This is a genomic window from Nocardiopsis ganjiahuensis DSM 45031, assembly GCF_000341085.1.
Taxonomy (GTDB): Bacteria; Actinomycetota; Actinomycetes; order Streptosporangiales; family Streptosporangiaceae; genus Nocardiopsis; species Nocardiopsis ganjiahuensis.
Genome location: NZ_ANBA01000009.1, coordinates 215,231 through 237,070, shown reverse-complemented (window position 1 = coordinate 237,070; position 21,840 = coordinate 215,231). Strand labels below are relative to the sequence as shown.

General features: G+C 69.9%; 14 protein-coding genes. 7 read left to right on the top strand and 7 right to left on the bottom strand.

The window, feature by feature from the left end; genetic code table 11:
- The first annotated feature begins 78 nt into the window (after window positions 1-78).
- Window positions 79-876 carry an SIR2 family NAD-dependent protein deacylase gene (locus D458_RS0112220; protein WP_017587037.1) on the top strand — a complete coding sequence of 266 codons (798 nt, stop codon included), beginning with the start codon at window positions 79-81 and terminating at the stop codon, window positions 874-876.
- Here the strand turns inward: D458_RS0112220 and D458_RS0112215 are convergent.
- Entirely contained in the window at window positions 854-4,165 is a 3,312-nt protein-coding gene (locus D458_RS0112215) for an NACHT domain-containing protein (protein ID WP_152521121.1), read from the bottom strand. The genes D458_RS0112220 and D458_RS0112215 overlap by 23 nt on opposite strands.
- 346 nt (window positions 4,166-4,511) lie before the next feature.
- Between D458_RS0112215 and D458_RS33425 the strand changes: the two genes are divergently transcribed.
- On the top strand, window positions 4,512-5,993 hold the full coding sequence (locus D458_RS33425) for an HNH endonuclease signature motif containing protein (protein ID WP_017587035.1): 1,482 nt from the start codon (window positions 4,512-4,514) through the stop codon (window positions 5,991-5,993).
- 544 nt (window positions 5,994-6,537) lie between these two features.
- On the opposite strand, the gene D458_RS0112205 is transcribed toward D458_RS33425, so the two are convergent.
- The 3 genes from D458_RS0112205 to D458_RS36730 form a co-directional block, all read right to left on the bottom strand.
- A complete protein-coding gene (locus tag D458_RS0112205; RefSeq protein WP_017587034.1) occupies window positions 6,538-9,747 on the bottom strand; it encodes an NACHT domain-containing protein in 3,210 nt (1,069 codons plus the stop codon).
- Window positions 9,748-9,853: 106 nt separating this feature from the next.
- Window positions 9,854-10,528 carry a uracil-DNA glycosylase gene (locus tag D458_RS0112200; protein ID WP_017587033.1) on the bottom strand — a complete coding sequence of 225 codons (675 nt, stop codon included), beginning with the start codon at window positions 10,526-10,528 and terminating at the stop codon, window positions 9,854-9,856.
- 57 nt (window positions 10,529-10,585) lie between these two features.
- Window positions 10,586-10,759 carry a hypothetical protein gene (locus D458_RS36730; protein ID WP_017587032.1) on the bottom strand — a complete coding sequence of 58 codons (174 nt, stop codon included), beginning with the start codon at window positions 10,757-10,759 and terminating at the stop codon, window positions 10,586-10,588.
- A gap of 95 nt (window positions 10,760-10,854) precedes the next feature.
- On the opposite strand from D458_RS36730, the gene D458_RS0112190 reads away from it, so the two are divergent.
- The gene (locus tag D458_RS0112190; RefSeq protein ID WP_017587031.1) at window positions 10,855-13,062 is read left to right on the top strand and encodes a protein kinase domain-containing protein; all 2,208 of its coding nucleotides are present in this window, start codon (window positions 10,855-10,857) and stop codon (window positions 13,060-13,062) included.
- A gap of 89 nt (window positions 13,063-13,151) precedes the next feature.
- On the opposite strand, the gene D458_RS0112185 is transcribed toward D458_RS0112190, so the two are convergent.
- On the bottom strand, window positions 13,152-14,957 hold the full coding sequence (locus D458_RS0112185) for a glycoside hydrolase family 15 protein (RefSeq protein ID WP_239647960.1): 1,806 nt from the start codon (window positions 14,955-14,957) through the stop codon (window positions 13,152-13,154).
- Between the two features lie 419 nt (window positions 14,958-15,376).
- Window positions 15,377-16,057, bottom strand: coding sequence for a membrane protein YczE (gene yczE, locus D458_RS0112180; protein WP_026119229.1), 681 nt, complete (start codon window positions 16,055-16,057; stop codon window positions 15,377-15,379).
- A 174-nt stretch (window positions 16,058-16,231) separates the two neighbouring features.
- Between yczE and yczR the strand changes: the two genes are divergently transcribed.
- A complete protein-coding gene (yczR, locus tag D458_RS0112175) occupies window positions 16,232-17,692 on the top strand; it encodes a MocR-like transcription factor YczR (RefSeq protein ID WP_017587028.1) in 1,461 nt (486 codons plus the stop codon).
- A gap of 43 nt (window positions 17,693-17,735) precedes the next feature.
- Here the strand turns inward: yczR and D458_RS0112170 are convergent, their stop codons facing one another.
- Entirely contained in the window at window positions 17,736-18,557 is an 822-nt protein-coding gene (locus D458_RS0112170) for an alpha/beta hydrolase (protein ID WP_017587027.1), read from the bottom strand.
- 312 nt (window positions 18,558-18,869) lie between these two features.
- Here D458_RS0112170 and moaA point away from each other — a divergent pair, with 312 nt between their 5' ends.
- From moaA to mobA, 3 genes are all read left to right on the top strand, one after another.
- Window positions 18,870-19,877: a GTP 3',8-cyclase MoaA gene (gene moaA, locus D458_RS0112165; RefSeq protein ID WP_026119228.1), complete on the top strand. Its 1,008-nt coding sequence runs from the start codon at window positions 18,870-18,872 to the stop codon at window positions 19,875-19,877.
- A 111-nt stretch (window positions 19,878-19,988) separates the two neighbouring features.
- Complete coding sequence (locus D458_RS0112160) at window positions 19,989-21,176, top strand: RtcB family protein (protein WP_017587025.1); 1,188 nt, start codon at window positions 19,989-19,991, stop codon at window positions 21,174-21,176.
- 12 nt (window positions 21,177-21,188) lie between these two features.
- Complete coding sequence (gene mobA, locus D458_RS0112155; protein ID WP_017587024.1) at window positions 21,189-21,797, top strand: molybdenum cofactor guanylyltransferase; 609 nt, start codon at window positions 21,189-21,191, stop codon at window positions 21,795-21,797.
- Window positions 21,798-21,840 lie beyond the last annotated feature (43 nt).

Below are 21,840 nucleotides of genomic sequence, written 5' to 3'. Positions count from 1 at the left end.
AGGCCCCCAACGGTCCGCAGAAGGCCGTGCTGGGCCAAGGCCGGGGAAAGCCGTGCAAAGACGCTGTAAGAATGGGGTATGGCCTCGATGACCGACGACACCGCGCCGTTCGCCGACCCGGAGGGGTTCGAACAGGCTGCTGAGCTGCTGGCGTCCGCGCGACGCATCACCGTCCTGACCGGCGCCGGAGTGTCCACGGACTCCGGCATCCCGGACTTCCGCGGCCCCCAGGGACTGTGGACCACCGACCCCCACGCCCAGGCGATGTCGGACATCGACTGCTACATGGGCGACGTGGACGTGCGGCGCCGGACCTGGCTGGCCCGCCGCGCCCACCAGGTCTGGGAGGCCGCACCCAACGCCGCCCACCGCGCCCTGGCCGACCTCGCCTCCGCCGGACGCCTGCACGCCCTCATCACCCAGAACATCGACGGCCTGCACCAGGCCGCCGGGGTCCCCGACGACGAGGTCATCGAGGTGCACGGCACCATGCTCCGGGTCATGTGCATGTCCTGCGGCCTGCGCACCCCCAGCGCCGCCGTCCTCGCCCGCCTCGACGACGAGTCCGACCCCCGCTGCGTCGAGTGCGGCGGCATCCAGAAGTCCGACACCATCTCCTTCGGTCAGCGCCTGGACCCAGAGGTCATCGAGCGCGCGGCCGAGGCAGCCCGCGAGTGCGATGCCTTCGTGGCGATCGGCACCTCCCTCACGGTCCACCCCGTCGCCGGCCTCTGCGACGTCGCCATGATGGCCCGCGCCTCACTGGTCGTCGTCAACGCCGAGCCCACCCCCTACGACGACTACGCCAGCGCGGTCCTGCACGACCCCATCGGCGACGTCGTCCCGGCACTGGTCAAGAGGGCTCTGGCGGGGTAGCGGAGCGGTCCAGCACGGGCTTGATGTCCACGACGCTGTTCTCCGATCCCGTGAACGTGCCGGAGACGATGGTCTGGTCGGGCACGGATTCACGGTGGTGGACGGTGGCCGTGTGATCGACCAGCTCCAACACCCGCTCCGCCACTCCGGGTGACAGGTGCGGGGCGAGCCGTTCCAGGACCGATTCCGTCTCGCCGCCCCGGATTCGGGCGGGGTCGACCCGGTGGCGCATCTGATCCAGGTACTCCGTCAGCAGAGTGCGCAGATGCCGTTGGAAACCCTCGCCCGTGGTCGGGTTGCGGAAGTCCTCGACCGCCTGCTTGAGGGCGAGCAGTTCGCTTTCCCCCATCTCCCGGTACAGCAGGATCCTTCGGTAGGCGTCGAGTCGGCGCTCGGGTTCCCCGTCGGCGGGGGACAGCCGCAGCAGTAGGAGCTCGTGCGAGTGCGACCACAGCTCGTCGATGCTTCCGTGGCCCTGCCAGATCCCGGTGCTGACCGGATGCGACCGGACGACCGGAAGCAGTTCGACGGCCAGCCGGGCGGCGGTGCCGTTGACCCGCAGTGCCATGGACCGGAACTGCTGACTCGAAGGGCTGGTGAAGGGTATCCGCAGGGAATGCGCGCCCCGCGTGGGAATGGAGCCCATCTCGGGCACCAGGACGCTCTCGGGCACCTCGAACCTGATGCTCTCGACCACGCTGACCGGGAGGCCGTCCTCCAACTCCAGGACGCTCCTTCCCTCCTCCAGGTGGCGCATTCTCAGGGTGTCCATGACGGTGAACCAGTCGGCGGACGGCAGAGTACGCCACAGGGCTGCGACCGAACGCCACTGGTGAAGGGCGGACGGCTCCCCGGCGGTGTCGGTGAACAGTTCGCGGATCTCCACCGGCTCTGCCCGCACGATGAGGAGCAGCGTCAACAGGTTGGCCGTGTAGAAGGCCTGCCTGCTGGTCAGGGGAAGCCTCCGCGGCTGGTAGGCCGTGTGCACGCGGTTCGGCGACGGGTAGGGGGCCTGCCGGAAGATCTCCACGAGGAGTTCACCGTAGAGAGCGCGCCGTTCCCGGTCCTGGCCGATGTCCTTCCCGAGCAGCTCCTTGAGGAAGTCGACGGTCCGTTCCCGGTCCGCGTAACAGGCGAAGGAGGACGTGGCGTACAGGAGGCCGTCATTGGGGGGCTCCCCCCAGGAACCCTCCTCCTCGTTGTTCACGCGCTCCTTGGCCAGGACGCGCAGAGCACCGGCCACCATCCGGGCCACCAGGTACTCACCGAAGGTGGCGTGCAGGAACTCGTACGCGCTGAGGGGCTCCTGTCCGGGACCGCTGACCCTCGCCTCGGACACGTGCACGAAGAAGAACCGTCCCAACAACAGGTCCGCGGCCTGGATCGGGAGACTGCCGCTGACCTCCGCCTGCCGCTGCGGGCCCTCCCTCTTGAGCGCCCCGAGGTCCTGGCCCAGCTCGGCGGAGCCCACGCTCTGCCGCTGGCGGGCGAACATCGCCAGCGCTGCCGCCTCCAGGCGGCGCAACTCGGCCTGGACCTCCTTCTTCAGCTCCCTCTCGCTCAGCGCGCCCCGGTGCTTGCGGACCTGGCGGCGGACGAAGGTCTGCAGCAGCCGCTCGTACAGCTGCCCCAGCGACAGCGAGCGGGGCGCCCGCTGCAGGTCGTTGTCCTGCGCGTCGTAGACCAGCAGCAGCAACAGCAGCAGGGGCTGCCGGCTCAGCTCCGGAAACCTCATCAGCCGGTTCAGCCCCAGTGGCTTGATCCCCGATGAGCGGAACAGCTCCCCATTGGCCTGGTTCCAGGCCTTCAGCACCCGCCCGATCCGCCCCTGGTCGAACGGCTCCAGCCGGATCACCGTGCTGTGCTCGGGGAAACGGGCCCGACTCGCACTCAACGTGCGGCTGGTGACGATCACCGCCACCGGCTGGCCCATGTCCTCCTGATGGACCTGGAAGTCCCGGATCTGCTCGAGGTAGTTGTGCCGCTCCACCCCCGCGGCCTGGAGCAGTTCGTCGAAACCGTCCAGGATGACCACCGGCAGGGCACCCTCCGCCTCGGCCAGCAGCCCGGACCAGCTGATCCGCTCGCGCAGTTCGTGTTCGAGCCCTTCCTCGATCTGGGTGTGCACGGCCGCGTCGGCGCTGACCGACCGCAGCTCCACCCGGACCGCCAGGAAGTCCTCCTCCGGCAGTTGCGCAGCAAGCACCTCCGTGAGCTTGGACTTGCCCGCACCCGGTTCACCCAGGAGCACGGTCGGGTACCTGGTCATGTCCGGATGCGTGAGCCGGGCAGCCAGGAACCGCTGCAGATCAGGCAGGAGTTCCCGCTCCTCCCACCACTCCTCGGCAGAAGGGGTGTCGCCCCGCTGCACTCGCGCCACCCTCGCGCTCGGCGGCACGTAGCAGTCACGCAGGAGCGGGATCACCATCCCCGCGGGCAGGTCCTCGGGAAGGACGTCGTCCATCGGGAGCACCTGCTTGCCCAGCAGAGCCCGGTACTTGCGGGACAGCCGGATCCGCAGATCGCCCACCGACCTGCCCGAGGAGATCCGCGACAGTTCCGTGTGCAGTCCCTTGAAGGCGTCCCCCAGCAGCTTGACCTCGCTCCGGGTCCTCTCGTGCTCGCGCAGCTGCGCCCACATCCCGAATTCGGGAGTCTCGGCGCACAGCCTCAGGTAGTTGTCCCTGTAGACGGCCAGAGCCCGCCGCGGAAGATCATCCTCCAGCGTGCTCGCGAGCCTGCTGCCCCACCCGGTGTCGACCCCTGTCCGCTCGGTCGCCTCCAACTTTCGGACCCACTCGAGCAGTACTGCCGAACCGACAGAGAAAACCGACTCGGCCTGATCGAAGAGGTTCTCCCGATCCCACACGAAGTCCCCCGCGGGAGCGTAGACCTGCTCCGCCCGCAGCGCGTGTTCCAGGAGCACCCGCTGTTCGTCCGCCGTCATCTCCAGGTCCGCGACGCGCAGGCGCAGACCAGCGCCGGTCAGACAGTCGTCCAGGGGATCGAAGAAGGAGACCACCAGCAGCACCTTGTGCGCCGCCTCGATCCGCTGCGTCCGCAGGCGCCTGTCGGTGCCCTTCAGTTTCTTCCCCAGACCCTCCAGAGCCTTGCGCCCCTGGCCGACCGCGAACTCCCGCAGCCCGAACAGGCCGGGGACCCCGACCGAGTCCAGACCTCCATCGGTCATCTTCTCCGCGAGGTTCCACAGATCCTGGTCCTGCCCACTGAGCTCCTTCAATGCGTTCGCGTAGTTGAGCGGCTTCGCCATCGGGGGTGGCCTTTCCATGTCCGCCAGGGGAGGGGTGACTCAAGCATCACGTTACGTGTGATGAGAGGGGGCCGGAAAGAGTTTCCTCGAACCTGTGGACAACTCCGGGAGCCCTTGGCCGAAGGAGATTCGGGGCCGGCTTCCCCAGGCCGGTGTTCGACGTCCGGCCATTCACGGCAGGTCGCGAAAGCAGTGCCAAAGACAAGACGGCATGGCGGCGGTGTGGGCTCTGCTATAACACATGAGTGCGACCATTCTCGAGTTATCCACAGGCCCTTTTCGGGAGAAAGAAACCTGGTATTCCAGGTCCATCTTTCCCTGGACATTCCTTTCCTTTCCCCACTGCCCGACCTACCCTTGAAGTATGAACACTTCCTCTTTCGGGCAGGGCGCAGGGCAGGCCGGGGACCCCCCCGCCGTGGCCCTTGTGCGCCAGGCCTGCGAGAGGGCCTCCCGCACCTTCCAAGGGGAACTCCCGGCCGGCGCACCGGCCGCCACCCTGGAGAGCGTGTGCTCGATGTGGGAGGCCATGGAGCTCCTCAAACTGCAGATACTGCTGCGCCTGGCCCAGATCCGCGCCGAAGGCAATCTCCTGGAAGTGGGCGGGCAGCGCAGCGTGGCCGCCTGGATGATCCACACCCTGGGCACCAACCCCGCCCAGGCCCATGCTCTGGCAACGCTCGCCGAACTCCTCTTTTCCGGAAAACTCCCCCGCACCCTGAAAGCCTTGGGTGAGGGAATGCTGTCGGTGGACGAGGCCGCCACCCTCGCCAAAACAGTTGAGCGTGCGGTCAAGACCCGCGACAAGAACCACTCCGCCTTCGCCGATGCTGATGAATTCCGGCGGATGATCGAAACCCGCATTGTGGAGGCGAAGACACAGCGGCCGGCGATGTCGGCCCAGCAGATGGCCCAACTCGGTGTCCAGCTGGCCCACGAATACCACCCCGGCCTGGCCGAGGAACGCCACCGCAAGGCCCACGCGTCCCGGCGTGCGGATCTGACCCGCGGGTTCGAGGGCACCTGCTACTTCCACGCCCAGGGGCCCGACGCCGACGCCGAGCTCATCGACAAGGCCCTGGCCGCCTTCACCAAACCGCATGAGGCGAGCAAGCCTGAGGTGTCCAGGGCCGAGCGGACCTATGACGCCTTCTTGGCCATGGTCAAGTCCGCCCTGGGCCACCAGGAGTGCACCAAACCGCCGGGGCCGTTGGCGATGGTCAACATCACCGTGCCCTTGGACGTGTTCAACGGCCAGCGCCAAAAGCAGGCCCGGGAGCAGAGCCAGGGCCCGGCCCAGAACGGGCAGAAGCAGGCTGGCAGCCCGCAGAGCGGACCCATGGGGACTTCCCCTGCCCCCGACGGGCAGGGGGCGAGCTATGCCGCCACCCAGGACGGGCAGGTGCTGGCCTTCGAGGCCCTGCAGGACCTGGCCCCCGACAGTGTGCTGCGGCGGGTGATCATCGACCCCGCCTCCGGCAAGCCCTTGGACGTGGGGCGGGGGATGCGCAACGCCCCTGAGCAGGTGCGGGTGGTGGCCCACTACGGCCGTACCACCTGCGCCTGGGAGCAGGGCTGCGATGTGCCCATCAGTGACACCGAGGCCGACCACATCCGCTCCTACTCCCGGGGCGGGACCACCAGCGCCGACAACATCCAGCCACTCTGTTCGACCCACAACCGGCTCAAATGGCGGCGCGAGAACAACCCGCACCGGCAGGTCTACCGGGGCCGCAAAGCCCACCGCACACCCCACCAGCACCCAGACTCCGAATCGGGCACGGACCCACCCCCAGATCCACCTTCGGGGCCAGGCACCGCACCAGATCCGCACCCCCGGGAATGACCCGCGCACCCCACAGCAGCAGGGGCCAGCCCTCTACCCCCGCACGCCCAAAACCCGGAACCCAGACCCCATGCCCCCGGGTCCCCACCCCTCGCTGCCCTTAGAACCCGGATCGCAGAGAAAGGAGACCGATCGTGACCACCACTGCACACATCAGAGAAAGGAGGCCAACCATGAACACGAACGCACCCACCGCCCCGACCCCCCGCCCCGCAGTTCCGCCGGAACGCTTGACCAGCCGCGACACGAGAAACGTTCACCGCCGAGCCGGGAGAGCGCCTCCCTCGCTGCCGCTTTTCGCAGGCAACCTCCACCGCCGCGACACGAGGGGCGTTGGACACCGGCCCCAGCCCACCACCCTCCCTCGCCGCAGTAGTTCCGCTGGAACGCTTGACCAGCCGCGACACGAGAAGCGTTGACCGCCGAGCGGAGGAGCAGCTGCCTCCCCGCAGCAGCTGATCCCAGCGGGCGCCCCCGAAGCCCGTCCCCTCGGGATTTCTTTTCGAGCGCTTACCTTCGGAGGCCGACGGATTCTCTTGGAACTTCAGGGGCCGGCGGATCCCCCAGGGGCTCCGGAAAGCCAACCCGGCTGGAAGGGGTTCGTGGGGTCGGTGGGTGAAGGTCGGGGCTGGGGCCAGGAGACGTCGGGACCTTCATCGTCGAGGAGCGGTAGGAGCTCGCTCCTGAGCCGCTGGAAGGAGTCCCACACCACCTGCGGAGTGTCTCGGTTTCTACGCGTGTCCCGGAGCACGGTCTGAACCATCGTGGCCAGCTTCAACCGCGGATGCGGACCCAGGTGCGGTGGCCAGGACCGCAGATCCTCCAGGGCCTGGCGCAGGACGGTGATCACCACCTGGTCCGGTTCGGTACGTGCCAGGAGCCGTGAGTAGCTGCTCAGTCGGTCGGCGGCCAGCTCGGCGGGGAGCTGGTCGACCGCTTCCAGCCTCAGTCGCAGTACCTCGTGGGTCTCCACCCACGACTTCTGGTCGTCGTCCGAGTACCAGGTGCCCAGGTCGTCGGAGACGTACTGCAGGTACGGGGTGAGGAGGAGAGCCAGCCGGGAGGCGGTCCCGTTGGCGCGCATAGAGGTGGACCTGAGCAGGCGGGAGACCACCGTCCCGTAGGGGACCTCCACCTCATAGGGGTTGAGGGTGGCGGGATCGCCGGGGGAGTCCGCGCGCAGTTCGAAGCCCACGCACTCACCGACGTTGACCGGTTCGCCTCGGTCGCGGCTGAGCACGCTGTAGGGCTGTTCGCCCTTCCAGTAGCCGATGTGACGCATCCGCATGAAGTCGATGATCCCGAACCACTGGGTGGCGGACAGCGCCCGCCACAGCGACACCGTCCGCCGCCACCCGTGCCAGGGGTCACCGGTGTCGGGGTACATGCTCTCCAGCGGGACGGGCTCCTCGCTCACCAACACCAAGAGAGTGATCAGGTTCGCGGTGTACCGGGCCTCTCGCGAGGTGACGGGTAGCCGCACCGGCTCGTACTCGGCGAAGGAGCGGTTCGACGCGGGGAAGGGCGCCTCCTGGAAGAGCTCCAACAGGAGCTCCCAGAACTCCTCGCGCAGCCCGGGCTCCTCTGCCAGCCGCCGTTCCAACAGCTCCTCCAGGAAGGCCACCACCTTGTCCCGGCCGGCGTAGGCGGCGAAGGACGCCAGGGCGTACAGCTCACCGTCGTCCAGGTGCAGAGCCCGGCTCCGGCGTCGGGACACCCGGGCTCGGTCGTCGACCAGTTCTTCCAGAGCCGCGACCACCATGCGGGCCACCAGGTACTCGCCGAAGGTGGCGTGCAGGAACTCGAAGGCGCTGTTGGTGCCCTCCGCGGTCTTGGAACGGGCTTCATGTACGAAGAAGAACCGGCCCAGTACCTGGTGCGCCGGAGCGATCTGGCCGTGCAGGTCGGGTTGGTTCGGGGTCTCGGCCGCTTCGGGCATCAGGACGGCCAGATCAAGGTCCAGCTCCTCGGCGCGCACGCTCTGACGCCCCCGGGCGAACATCGCCATGGCGGCCACCTCCAGGCGGCGCAGTTCGTCCTCGATCGCCCGGTCCAGATCCCGTCCACCGAGGTTGGGCCGGTGTTTGTCGACCTCACGACGGGCGAACATCGTCAGCAAGCGCTCGTACAGATCCCCGTGCGACAGGGTGTCGGATGCCTTGAGCAGAGCGTTGGCGTGGGCGTCGTAGATCAGCAGCATGAGGAGGAGCAGCGGCTGTTCGGCGAGATCCCGGTATCGGATCACCGCCTCCGGAGTGAGCGGGCTCAGTCCGGAGGAACTGAACGCGCTGGTGTTGGCCCGGTTCCAGACCCGGAGCATCTGTTCGATCTGGCCATCGTCGAAGGGCTCCAACCGGATGACCGTCGTTCCCAAAGGGAACCGGGTCCGTCCCGCCACCAGGGTTCGGCTGGTGACGATCACCGCCACCGGCTGACCCATGTTCTCCTGCTTCTCCTGGAACTCCTGAACCCGTTCCAGGTAGTCGGAGCGATCCACTCCGGTGGCCTGGAGGAGTTCGTCGAAACCGTCCAGGATGATCACCGGCAGGGCCCCGTCGGATTCGTCGGACAGCTCACGCCAGGACATGGAGGTGTGCAGGTCGGCGGCGAGGCCTTCCTCGATCTGGGCGTGGAGCGGGGCGTTGGGGCTGACCGCCCGCAGTTCCACCCGGATGGGAAGGAAGTCCTCCGCAGGCAACTGGGCAGCGAGCATCTCGGTGAACTTGGACTTGCCCGCGCCCGGATGTCCGAGGACGACCACGGGCCTCTGAGTGGCCACAGGGTGGGTGAGGAGGGACGCGACGAACGGCTGGAGATCGTTCTGGACCTGCCGTGGTTCCCACCAGTCGTCCCTTGAGGGGAGGTCGTGGGAACCGTCGACGTAGGCGATCCGCCCGCGTGGGGGTATGTACGCATCACGCAGGGAAGGCAGGGTGAGCCCGGCCGGGACGTCGTCCGAGCGCAGCACCGGGCGGCTCAGAACCGCCTGATAGGAGGCGGCGAGCTCCTGCCTGCGACGGGTGACCGCGCGGCCCGAGCCGAGCTTCGACAGTTCCTTGTGCAGCCCGGCCAGGCCGGTACCGATCTCCTGCCGCGTCCTCGTGTGTTCCTGTACGTGCATCCACAGCCCGAACTCGGGCATCTCCGAGCCCAGCCGCAGCAGGGCGTCGTCGAGCCCTCGGCGGGCGAGTGAGGGGACGAGGTCGTAGAGCTTGCCCAGGACCGTGTACTTCTGCGGGGTGAGACCGTGCCGCTCCGCGACTGCCAGCCCCAGCACGAACTCGACGAAGGTGTCGGTCAGGACGAAGAAGGGGGTCTCGTCATGCGTTCCCAGGGAATCCGCGGGAACGTTCAACCTGAGGGTGGGCGAGAGCTGGCCGACGGAATCCAGTTCCTTGCCGAAGATCGAGAACTGCTCGTCGGCGGTGATCTCCAGGTCCGCCAGGGTGAAGGGCGCCTCCACCTCCTTCAGTGACTCCTCGACCGCTTCGAAGAAGGTCGTGATCACCAGGATCTTGTAGGCCGCCTCGATCTTCTCCGTCCTCGACAGCCGGCTCTCGCCCCGGAGTTTGCCGCCGAGCCCTTCCAGGGCCTTGCGGCCCTTGTTCACCAAAGCACCCCGGACCCCGAACACGTCGGGTACTCCCACCAGCCCCAATCCGCCGTCGGCCACCTTCTCCGCGAGGTCCAGGACTTCGGAGTCGTTCTTGCCGAGGATCTTCAGGGCGTCGCTGTAGGTGAGCCGTTTCGCCATCGGGTCAGGGCCTCTTCCACGTCGGGGGGCGGAAACGCGATCGGACCCGGCACCGGGGGAGATGCCGAGTCCGCACGTCAGAAGGGGTTGTGGGGGTTGAGATGTCCTACGGCAGCTGCCAGTTCACCGGTTCGGCGCCCTGCTCCCGCAGCATCTCGTTGGTCCTGCTGAACGGCTTCGAGCCGAAGAACCCGTTGCGGGCCGAGAGCGGGCTCGGGTGCGCGGACTCCACGCACGGGATGCCCGGCATCATCGGCCGCAGGTTGCGGGCGTCGCGGCCCCACAGGATGGCGACGAGCGGCTGGTCGCGCTCGGCCAGCGCCCGGATGGCCTGTTCGGTGACGGCCTCCCAGCCCTTGCCCCGGTGCGAACCGGCGTTGCCCGGGGCCACCGTCAGCACCCTGTTGAGCAGCAGCACACCCTGATCCGTCCACGGCGTGAGGTCGCCGTTGGAGGGCATCGGGGCATCGATGTCCTCGCTCATCTCCTTGAAGATGTTGCGCAGGCTCGCGGGCAGCCGAACGCCCGGAGCCACCGAGAAGCTCAGCCCGACGGCGTTGCCGGGGGTCGGGTAGGGGTCCTGGCCCACGATGAGCACACGCACGTCGTCGAAGGGCTGCTGGAAGGCGCGCAGGACGTGGTCCCCCGCGGGCAGGTAGGTGCGTCCTTCGGCGACCTCCTGGCGGAGGAAGTCACCCATAGCGGCGATCTGCGGGGCGACCGGCTCCAACGCCTTCGCCCAGCCGCTGTCCATGATCTCGTTCAGGTCCCTGTTCGACATGGCCAGAACACTAGCGCCAGACAGCGACAACCAAGTCCCCTTCGGGCGTCTGACCGCTCAGGGTTTGAGGCGGGCCTGCCATCGGTGCAGGTGGGAGCGGATGCTGCGGGTTCGATTGGCGTTCTCTCCATGGAGGCGGACGTGGTGGGCCAGCAGCGCCTCGTAGTGGCGGACAGCCGCCTCCGGGCGGCCGGAGTGGCCCAGGTAGGCGGCCTTCCCCTCGGCCTGCACAGGGCGCCGGAGTACAGCCGCTGCGGTTACTGTGTTCCCTGTGCCACAGGCACCCTGAACCCCCCGAGCCCCCGTGTGGAATGAGTGTCAGAGCCGTGAGCCTGAATCTCTACGTTGGTCCGGACTCCCAGCCGGACAAGTACCGCTTGGTCCGATCCGTGGGGCGTGGTGGGGAGGCCACGCTCTACCTGGCTGAGGTGAGCCTGGCGGGACAGACCGAACCCGTCGTGGTGAAGGTCCTCAACTCCGACGTCACCTCCACCGACGAGCAGTTCGCCGAACTCAGCGCGAAGTGGGGTGAGCAGGCCGAACTCCTCCGTTTCATCAACCGGATCGGGGTGGTGGGTGTCCGCGAGCACTTCGAAGGCGCTCCCGAGCACCCTGCCGGGGGCACGGCCGAGGGAGACGACCGGGCCCTGTACCTGGTGATGAACTACGTCGAGGGTCTGGACCTGCGCGACTGGCGGGCCGAGAACGTGGTGGAGGGTCCGCGCGGTCAGCGCGAAGTGCTCCGCTACCTCGAGCAGGTCGCCCAGGTGCTGGACATGCTGCACTCCGGGCGGGCCACCCCGTCCAAGCGGGTGGTGGTGCACGGGGACCTGTCGCCCGGCAACGTGATGATCAGCGACGAGGGTCAGGCCACCCTGGTGGACTTCGGGCTGAGCCGGATCGCCGCCCGGCACATGACCGCGCGCCCCTGGTTCACACCGGGGTACGCGGCCCCGGAGATCTTCAACGGCGAGTACTCGCCCGCCACCGACCGGTACGCCTTCGGTGCCATCGCGTACTTCGCCCTGACCGGTGAGGACCCGCCGCCCGCCCCGGAACAGCTGCGGGAGAGGCTGGGTGCGCTGCCGCTGGTGGCCCAGGCGGGGGAGGCACAGCGCGAACTCGTCATGAGCATGTTCTCCGCGGAGCCCTCGGAACGCCCTGAGTCCTCGGACTGGGTCCGGGCCCTGCGCTCCCTCGCGACCTCGGTGCCCTGGACCGGCCCGAGCTCCGAACCCGTGGGACCGGAACCCTCCGGCCCGGATGACGCCCTGGCGGCCGCCGCCGCGATGAGCCCCGCTCCGCCCCAGGGAGAGCGCTTCTCCGGGCCGCCCCCGGTCGGCGAACCCGCTCCGGAATCCGCTCCGGAGCCCGAGGGCCCGGAACCCGAGATCCCGGAACCCGCCCCGGAACCCGAGAACCCGGTCGAGGAGATGTCCAAGCGTCCCGTCGGCGGGATGCGGGGCGCACCCACCGTGCAGCCTCCGGCCCCGGAGGAACCTCCCCGGCCCGCGCCCCAGCCCTCGAATACCCAGCCTCCGAACACCCCGCCCCGGAACACCCCGCCGCGCGGTGGCCCCGTACCCGGGCGCCCGCCCGCGGGCCCGCCTCCGAACCGCCTCGCGGGTCCGCCCCCGAACGCGTACAGCGGTCCGCCTCCCGGAGGCCCACCGCTCAGCGCCCCCATGCCCGGCGCCCCCATGCCCGGCGCCCCCATGCCCGGCGCCCCCATGCCCGGCGGCCCGGTGCCCGGTGCGCCCATGCACAGCGGTCCCGTCCCTGGCGCGCGCCACGCCACCGGAGCCTTCACCGCGTCCCAGGCCGCCCCGCCGCCCACCACCGTCAGCACGGGCGCGCCCCAGCGCAAGTCGCGCAAGCCCCTGGTGGCGGGGCTGGCGCTCTTCGCGGTCGTGTTCATGATCCTCGGCGCCGCGGGCACCTACGTGGTCATGGACCGGGTCGTCCCCGCCCTCACCGGCTCCGACGACGGTGTGGAGCTCGCCGACGCCGGGGCCTCCCCCGAGCCCTCACCGACCCCTGCCCCCGTCGAAGCCACCGAGGGCGAGGGCCCGACGGAGTCCGATGCCTCGGCCGATCCGTCCGAGAACTCCGAAGACGGCCTCGGGCCGGGGGAGCGCCTGCTCACCGAGATGGAACCGGTCGACACCGGTGACGGTATCTGGGAGCCCGAACGCGCCGAGATCAACGGCGAGGTCTACAACCGGGTGCTGTTGGCAGCCGACGGTGACTGCCGTACGTGTTCGGCGAAGTGGGCCGAGTACGACCTCAGCCGTTCCTGGGACACCTTCACTGCGACCCTGGGGTTGGACGACAACTCCAAGTCCGGTGAGAGTGTCACCTTCACGGTCCGGACCGATGGTGAGTCCGCTTCCACGGAGACACTCACGCTGGGGGAGACGGTTGACATCGAGGTGAACGTCACCGACGTGCTCCGCCTGCGCCTGGAGATCGAGACGGAGGGCGGAGGCGACATCTATCCCGTCTGGGCCGATCCGACCCTGAGCGGGGACTGAGCGGGGACCCGCCGGCCCCGGACACGGCGAACGCCCTCGCGCACCGGCGCGGGGGCGTTCGTGGTTCGTGGGGGTGCTGTGAGGGAGGGTTACTCCGCGCGCCAGCCGCCCTGGCGGTCGGCCAGGTTCAGCGCCGTGGTCACCAGCGGCACGTGGCTGAAGGCCTGGGGGAAGTTCCCGACCTGCCTGCCCGCGTGCGGGTCCCACTCCTCGGCGAGCAGTCCGACGTCGTTGCGCAGTGACAGCAGCCGTTCGAACAGCTCCCTGGCCTCCTCGTGACGGCCGATGGAGAGCAGGGCGTTGGCCATCCAGAAGCTGCACGCCAGGAAGGCGCCCTCGTCGCCGGGCAGCTGGTCGGCGGAGTTCTCCAGGTCGGTGCGGTAGCGCAGCACGAACCCGTCCACCATCAGGTCCTCACGGACCGCCTCGATGGTGCCGACCACCCGCGGGTCGTCGTAGGGGAGGAAGCCGACCTCGGGGATGAGCAGCAGGGCGGCGTCCAGTTCCTTGCTGCCGTAGTACTGGGTGAAGGTGTTGCGCTGGGGGTCGTAGCCGTACTCGCACACCTCGGCGTGGATGGTGTCGCGCAGGGCCCTCCACCGCTCGATGGGACCCTCCTTGCCGAACTCCTCGATGCTGCGCACGGCGCGGTCGGCGGCCACCCACGCCATCACCTTGGAGTGCACGAAGTGCTGCCGGGGGCCGCGCACCTCCCACAGGCCCTCGTCGGGCTCGTCCCAGCACCATTCCAGGTAGTTCACGAGCGACCGCTGGAGCCCCCACAGGTAGTCGCTGCCCCGGATGTCCGAGCGCCGGGCCAGGTGCAGCACGTCCATGACCTCGCCGTACACGTCGAGCTGGTACTGGCCCACCGCGGCGTTGCCGACCCGGACCGGGCTCGATCCCTCGTACCCCGGCAGCCAGTCGGCCTCCCACTCGGTGAGGCGGCGTTCGCCGCGGATGCCGTACATGATCTGCATCAGCTGGGGTTCACCGGCGACGGCGCGGACCAGCCACTCGCGCCAGGCCACGGCCTCGTCCTTGTACCCGGAGCGGATCAGCGCCTCCAGGGTGATGGTGGCGTCGCGCAGCCAGCAGTAGCGGTAGTCCCAGTTGCGGACCCCGCCGATCTCCTCGGGCAGGGAGGTGGTGGGGGCGGCCACGATCCCGCCGGTGGGTCGGTAGGTGAGGCCCTTCAGCGTGATGAGGGAGCGCACGACCGCCTCGCGGTAGGGGCCGTCGTAGGTGCACTGGCCTACCCACTTCTCCCAGAACCGTTCGGTGCGGGAGAGGGCCTTCTCGGCGTCCAGGTGGTCGGACTCCTCCGCCTGGGAGGGGTGCCAGGTCATCACGAACGGCATGCGCTGGCCCGCGGTGACGGTGAAGGTGGCGTCGTGGGTGAAGTTGTGGCCCTTGAGGTGGACGGGGGTGCTCAGCCAGATCGCCTCGGGTCCGGCGATGGCGACCAGTTCGGAGCCGGCGCGGTGCATCCACGGGACGACGTGGCCGTAGTCGAACCGGATGCGCATGGTGGTGCTCATGTTCACCGTGCCGCTGAGCCCTTCCACGATCCGCACGATGTGCGGGGCTCCGCCGCGGGGCGGCATGAAGTCGATGACCCGGACGGACCCGGTCCCGGTGTCCCACTCCTGTTCCAGGATGAGGGTCTCGCCCCGGTAGTGGCGCCGGTCGGCCCGGGGCTCGCCGTCGGCGGGGCGCAGGGTCCAGCTGCCGTTCTGCTCGTCGCCGAGGATCGCGGCGAAGCAGGCCGAGGAGTCGAAGTCGGGAAGACACGCCCAGTCGATGGAACCGTCGCGCCCGACCAGCGCGGCAGTCTGCATGTCGCCGATCATTGCGTAGTCTTCAATCCAGCCGGGCACGCGGCTCACCCCCAACACGTCGTCATGGTCAGTGCGATAGCGCGAGTCACCCCGTCGGCACGGGGTGCGTCGCCTCATCGCGAACCGCCGCGCGCACGCCCGTGTGCGCGCCCCGTCGGGGTCTGCAACCCGACCCGCCTCCAGGTCGGGGCGCTGTTCGGGTCATGCTCTCCCCAAGACCGTCCACCGCTGCCTCCACCCGGTTATGTGCCCAGGTGCGGGCAGGCGAAAAGGACGGTTGTGGAAAGTACCCGAACCCGGCTCTTTACCGTTCACCGCGGTCTCCATCTTCCATGTTCGACGCGGACCTGGCTACCCGCGAGTGCACGTGCATATGGTCGTGCGAGGAGATATGTCAGGGAATGGGTGCCTTTCTCCGGGGAGAAGTTATGACGTGGTGATCAACCGGCGGTGTCGGGGAGCCGACAGGACGCCTAACGGCCCGACAGGGTAGGGCTTTCCGGTGTTTCCTCGGGCATCCGCATCATCGGCAGGAACACCTGGGCCAGGGGCCCGATCGCCACCATGAACACCACGGTCCCCACCCCCACGGTCCCGCCGAGGAGGAACCCGGACAGGGCCACGGTCACCTCGATGAGGGTGCGGGCCAGCCGGATCGACAGCCCGCGCGCGGCCAGCCCGGTCATCAGGCCGTCCCGCGGCCCGGGGCCCAGCCCCACCCCGATGTAACACCCGGTCGCGACCGCGCACACCAGGACACCCGACACCAGCAACAGCACCCTCAGCGGCAGGAAGTCGGTGGCGGGCAGCAGCCACAGGGACAGGTCCACGGACATGCCGACCACGACGACGTTGCTGAGCGTGCCCAGTCCGGCCTTCTGGCGCAGGGGGATCCACAGCAGGATCAGCATCGCGCCGACGAGCACGCTCCACGTGCCGATCGACAGCCCGGTCTGGAGGGACAGACCCTGGTGCAGCACGTCCCAGGGCATCGCCCCGAGGTCGGAGCGGATGAGCAGTGCCCCGCTGAGCCCGTACATGTACAGGCCGGCGTAGAGCTGGGTGAGGCGGCGCAGTCGGGGACGCGGCAGGACCGGAGTGATCAGCAACCGTCGCGCCAGGGCGGCGGCACGGCTCCGGGGTTGTTCGGACAAGGACGACCTCTTCGTTTTTTCGCATGCTGAAGCATCGGATGATCGGGTGGCTCGCGCGAGAAGGTGGCCGTCCGCGGAGGGGGCCACATCGGTATGGTGGCCCATACGGTGCCGGGATTGAAGAGCCAATTCCGGCAACTGGCCTGTTTTGTCCCCCTGATGAGGTGAGTTCCCATGGCGAGGCAGCGGACCGACCGCCCCGGCACCGGCGGCGGCACCCGGAGAATCAACGGTCGACTGCTCGCCCGGCTGATCGGCGAGGCCCCGGTCGAGCGCCCCTACTACCTGGCCATCGCCCGCGCCGTGAGCGGACTGGTCCTGGACGGCCGCGTCCCCACGCACACGCGGCTCCCGGCCGAGCGCGACCTCGCCACCGCCCTGGGGGTGAGCCGCAACACCGTCACCGCCGCCTACGCCTGGCTGCGCGACAACAGCTTCCTCGACAGCCGCCAGGGCGCGGGCAGCTGGACGGTCCTGCCCGACTCCGGTACCCGGGGGCCCGCCCCGTTCGTCCCCGCGGCCGAACAGATCGACCTCGGCGTCGCCGCGCCGCCGGCGGTCGACGGGCTGCGCGAGGCCTCCTTCCACGCCTCGGAACAGCTGGCCGCGCACGTGGGCGGGATGGGCTACTACCCCTACGGCCTGCCCGAACTCCGCCACGCCATCGCCCGGCGCTACGTCGAGCGCGGGCTGCCCACCACCCCCGAGCAGATCTTCGTCACCAGCGGCGCCCAGCAGGGCGTCACCCTGGCCATGGACCTGCTGGTCCAGCAGGGCGACGAGGTCCTGCTGGAGTCGCCCACCTACCCGCACGGTCTGGACGCGGCCCGCCGCAACGGGGCCCGGATCCGCACCACCGGGGTGACCCCGCAGGGCTGGGACATGGAGTACCTGGTGGACGCCTTCCGCCAGCGCAGGCCCTCCGTGGCGTACATGATCCCGGACTTCCAGAACCCGACCGGCGCGCTCATGGACGACGACGAACGCCGGATCCTGGTCCGTGAGGCCCGCCGGGCCGGGACCCACCTGATCATCGACGAGTCCGGCGCCGAGCTGGCCATCGACTCGGGCGACCTGCCCGCGCCGGCGGCCGCGTACGACACGGACGGGCGGGTACTGACCGTGGGCTCGGTGGCCAAGCTGTTCTGGGGCGGCCTGCGGGTGGGCTGGGTGCGCGCCACCCCGCCGATGGTCACCCGGATCATGGCGATCCGCCAGCGCTTCGACCTGGCCGGTTCGGTGCACGACCAGCTCACCGCCACCCACCTGCTCGCCGACGTGCTGCGGATCCGGGCCGAGCGCAGCCGCCAGCTGCGCCGCAACCGCGACGCACTCCTGGCCGCCCTGCGCGAGCGGCTGCCCGACTGGCGCCCCAGCGTGCCCGGCGGCGGTCTGGTGATGTGGGCGGCACTGCCCCATCCGGTCGCCACGTCGCTGGCCGAGGCCGCGGTCCGGCACGGGGTGCATCCGGCGGCCGGGCCGGTGTTCGGCGCGGACGGCACCCTGGAGCGGTATCTGCGCCTGGCCTACACCCGGCCGCCGGACGTGCTGGCCGACGCGGTGGAGCGGTTGGCGGCGGCCTACGCCGAGACCCTGGCCCACCCCTCGCAGCCGCGCGGCCAGCTCTACGTCTGAGGGCCCGGCTCAGGGGGAGCCGGGCCCGCCACAGCTGTGCCTGCTAGAGAGAGAAACGCCGGGCGAAGCGGACGACCTCGGCGAGGACCTCGTCGCGGTTGGTCTCGTTGAACACCTCGTGCCGGGCGCCGGGGAAGATTCGCACGGTGACGTCCTCGCCCGCCACCGCCTCGATGCCGGCCTTCGTGTCCGTGACCGGGACCAGCCGGTCCTCGTGGCCGTGCACCCACAGCAGGGGCAGGGAGCCGAGGCTGCCCGCGGTGTTGCCCCGCTCCAGTTCGGTGAGCAGCGCGTTCACCGTGGGGCGCTTGAAGGGGCCGTGCCAGACCAGTTCGTCGGCCACGTAGGCCTCGCCGACCGCCGGGTCGCGGGAGAGGGTGGAGGGGTCGATGGGGGCGTCCGGGATCTCCTCGGCGGCGGCGATCTCCTCGAGTGCCGTCCACCGGCCCAGGACCGGACCGGACAGCACCAGGGCCTGCGCCGAACCCGGGTACACCTGGGCGTAGCGGGTGGCGATCAGGCCGCCCATGGAGTGGCCGACCAGCACCAGGGGCAGGGAGCGGTAGGCGGTGCGGGCCTGGGTGACGACCCGGTGCACGTCCTCGACGACCCCGGCGTAGTCGTCGATGAGGACACGGTCCCCGGAGGAGCGTCCGTGGCCCCGGTGGTCGGCCCCGTAGACCACCGCTCCGGCGGCGCACAGGTCCTGGGCGACCTGCTCGTAGCGGCCGAGGTGCTCGCCGTAGCCGTGCACCAGCACCGCCAGCCAGGTCGGTTCGCCCTCGGTGGGAGCCCAGGCCCGTGCCGCCAGTTTCCCGGACCCGTCGGGCCCTCCGGCCAGACCCCACTCACGTGTGCTGATCACCGTGTCCTGCCTCCTCGCCACCGCTGCCGTCTGCGACGATCGGACGACCGCCGCCGGAGTGGTCACCCTAGAACATCCGCGGGGAGGCGCCCGCGGGCATCGTCCGTGTAACGATCGGCGGCGCGGGTTTGGGTCAAAGGCCAGACATGACGGTGTTCCCTCGTACGGGACGACGAAATATACCAAAAGGTGTGATTCAGACTACTGGCCGTGAAACTGGATCTTCTACCCTTAAGAGTGGGTATCCCTCGGGTAAGCGCAATTTTGTGTACTGCCTACCCGGCAATTCAGACTGAGAGGAGGATGACGCTCGTGCTGGCCGACTCCTATGGCCGCGTGGCGACAGACCTACGCGTGTCGCTCACCGATCGCTGCAACCTCAGATGTACCTACTGCATGCCACCGGAGGGGTTGGAGTGGCTCCCCAAACCGGAGCTGCTCACCGACGACGAACTCCTTCGCCTGATCCGCATCGGAACCACCCGCCTCGGCATCACCGAGATCCGCTTCACCGGCGGTGAGCCCCTGCTCCGGCGGGGCCTGCCGAACATCGTCGCCGGGAGCACCGCTCTGGCTCCCCGCCCGCACACCGCCCTGACCACGAACGGGATCGGGCTCGCCCGGATGGCGCCCGCCCTGGCCCAGGCCGGGCTGGACCGGGTCAACGTCTCCCTCGACACCCTCGACCCCGTCGTGTTCGAGAAGCTCGCCCGCCGCCGCCGCCTCGACGACGTCCTGGAGGGCATGGCCGCCGCCGCGGACGCCGGCCTCACCCCGGTCAAGGTCAACGCCGTGCTCATGCGCGACATCAACGACCACGAGGCCGCCGACCTCCTCCGCTTCTGCGTGGAACACGGGTACGAGCTCCGCTTCATCGAGCAGATGCCCCTCGACGCCCAGCACGGCTGGCGCCGCGACACCATGATCACCGCCGACGAGATCCTCGGCCGGCTCGAGGCCGAGTTCGACCTCGACCCCGCCGACGCCGACACCCGCGGCAGCGCACCCGCCGAACTCTTCCACCTGCGCGGCCGGACCTTCCCCAACGGTGAGCCCGCGACCGTCGGGGTCATCGGCTCGGTCACCCGCCCGTTCTGCGGGGCCTGCGACCGGGTCCGGCTCACCGCCGACGGCCAGATCCGCAACTGCCTCTTCGCCCGCGAGGAGTCCGACCTGCGCACACCCCTGCGCGAGGGTGCCACCGACGACGAGATCGCCGACCGCTGGCGGGCCGCCGTCATGAGCAAGCTGCCCGGCCACGGCATCAACGACCCGAGCTTCCTCCAGCCCGCCCGCCCGATGTCCGCCATCGGCGGCTGAGCGGAAATCCGGTTGCCGCACCCCCCTGCCCTCTGACTTGATGTTCCGGGGCACAGACACCACAGACACGGTCGTGTGCCCCGGGGCTCGAAAGAAACGGGAGGTGCCCCCATGTCCTACACCGAAGTACCCGGCGAGCGCGTGCCGATCCGGATGTGGGCCGACCCCGCACAGGTCGAGTCCGCAGCCATGGACCAGCTCCGCAACGTCACCCGCATGCCCTGGACGCACGGGCTGGCCGTCATGCCCGACGTCCACTACGGCAAGGGCGCCACGGTCGGCTCCGTGATCGCGATGCGCGACGCCGTCAGCCCGGCGGCGGTCGGCGTCGACATCGGCTGCGGCATGACCGCGGTGCGCACCGGCCTGAGCGCCAACCGGCTGCCCGACGACCTCGGCCGCCTGCGTTCGGCGCTGGAGGCCGCGGTACCGGTCGGTTTCCACGCCCACGACGAACCCGTCGACCCCGCCCGCGTCCCCGGCCTGCGCAGCACCGGCTGGGACGGCTTCTGGGACGCCTTCGGGGAACTCGCCCCCGCCGTGCACCCCCGCAGCGAGCGCGCCCGTCGCCAGATGGGCACCCTGGGCGGCGGCAACCACTTCCTCGAGGTGTGCCTGGACGACGACGGCGCCGTCTGGCTCGTCCTGCACTCGGGGTCCCGCAACATCGGCAAGGAGCTGGCCGACCACCACATCACCCAGGCGCAGGCGCTGCCGCACAACCAGGACCTGCCCGACCGCGACCTCGCGGTGTTCCTCACCGGGACCCCGGAGATGGACGCCTACCGGCGCGACCTGTTCTGGGCCCAGGACTACGCCCGCCGCAACCGGGACATCATGATGGGCCTGGCCTGCCGGGTCCTGGCCGAGCAAGTCCCCGGGACCACGTTCGAGCAGCGGATCTCCTGCCACCACAACTACGTGGCCGAGGAGACCTACGACGGCGTGGACGTGCTGGTCACCCGCAAGGGCGCGATCCGCGCCGGTTCGGGTGAGTTCGGGGTCATCCCCGGCAGCATGGCGACCGGGACCTACATCGTGAAGGGCCTGGGCAACCCCGCCTCCTTCAACTCCGCCTCGCACGGCGCCGGACGCCGGATGAGCCGGAACAAGGCGCGCAAGACCTTCACCGAGGCCGACCTGGTCGAGCAGACCAAGGGCGTGGAGTGCCGCAAGGACCGGGGTGTCGTGGACGAGATCCCCGCCGCCTACAAGGACCTGGAGTCGGTGATCGAGGCCCAGACCGACCTGGTCGAGGTGGTCGCCCACCTGCGCCAGGTGGTGTGCGTCAAGGGCTGACATGCTGGGGGCATGACCTCGAACCTGGACGCGGTGGTGCTGGCCGGGGGATCGGCGACCCGCATGGGCGGCGCCGACAAACCCGGCCTCACCGTCGCCGGACGCACCCTGCTGGAACGTGTGGTGCACGCCGTGCTGGCGCACACCCCCGAAGCGGACGTGACGGTGGTCGGCCCCCGGCGCGACCACCCGCACGCCCGTTACGTCCGTGAGGACCCGCCCGGCGGCGGTCCCGTCCCGGCGCTGCGGGCAGGGCTGCCGCACGTGCGGGCCCCCTGGGTCGCGCTGCTCGCAGCTGACCTGCCCCACCTGGACCCCGAGCACGTCCGCGCGCTGCTGGCGGCTGCCGGCGGTGGCGGCGACGGAGCCGAGTCCGCGGGGGCGGTCCTCGTGGACGCCTCGGGCCGCGAGCAGTGGCTCACCGGGGTCTGGCGCACCGACACCCTGCGCGGCGCCCTCGCAGCCTACGAGGGGCGTTCGCTGTACCGGCTGCTCGGCCCGCTGAACCCCGTCCACGTGCCGCTCACCGGCGTCCCCGGCGACTTCGACGTGGACACCCCCGAGGCCCTGGAGCGCGTCCGCGCCGACCTCGGACGCGCCGCCCCCGGCTCAGGGGACTGACCGGCCTTCGCGCGCCTTCAGGGACGACCGGGTCGTCGGGGCC

Excerpts from the sequence above, each read along its gene's own strand:
- D458_RS0112220 (WP_017587037.1), top strand. The coding sequence starts at position 79 with ATGGCCTCGATGACCGACGACACCGCGCCGTTCGCCGACCCGGAGGGG.
- D458_RS0112215 (WP_152521121.1), bottom strand. The coding sequence starts at position 4,165 with ATGGAAAGGCCACCCCCGATGGCGAAGCCGCTCAACTACGCGAACGCA.
- D458_RS33425 (WP_017587035.1), top strand. The coding sequence starts at position 4,512 with ATGAACACTTCCTCTTTCGGGCAGGGCGCAGGGCAGGCCGGGGACCCC.
- D458_RS0112205 (WP_017587034.1), bottom strand. The coding sequence starts at position 9,747 with ATGGCGAAACGGCTCACCTACAGCGACGCCCTGAAGATCCTCGGCAAG.
- D458_RS0112200 (WP_017587033.1), bottom strand. The coding sequence starts at position 10,528 with ATGTCGAACAGGGACCTGAACGAGATCATGGACAGCGGCTGGGCGAAG.
- yczR (WP_017587028.1), top strand. The coding sequence starts at position 16,232 with ATGGCGAGGCAGCGGACCGACCGCCCCGGCACCGGCGGCGGCACCCGG.
- D458_RS0112160 (WP_017587025.1), top strand. The coding sequence starts at position 19,989 with ATGTCCTACACCGAAGTACCCGGCGAGCGCGTGCCGATCCGGATGTGG.
- mobA (WP_017587024.1), top strand. The coding sequence starts at position 21,189 with ATGACCTCGAACCTGGACGCGGTGGTGCTGGCCGGGGGATCGGCGACC.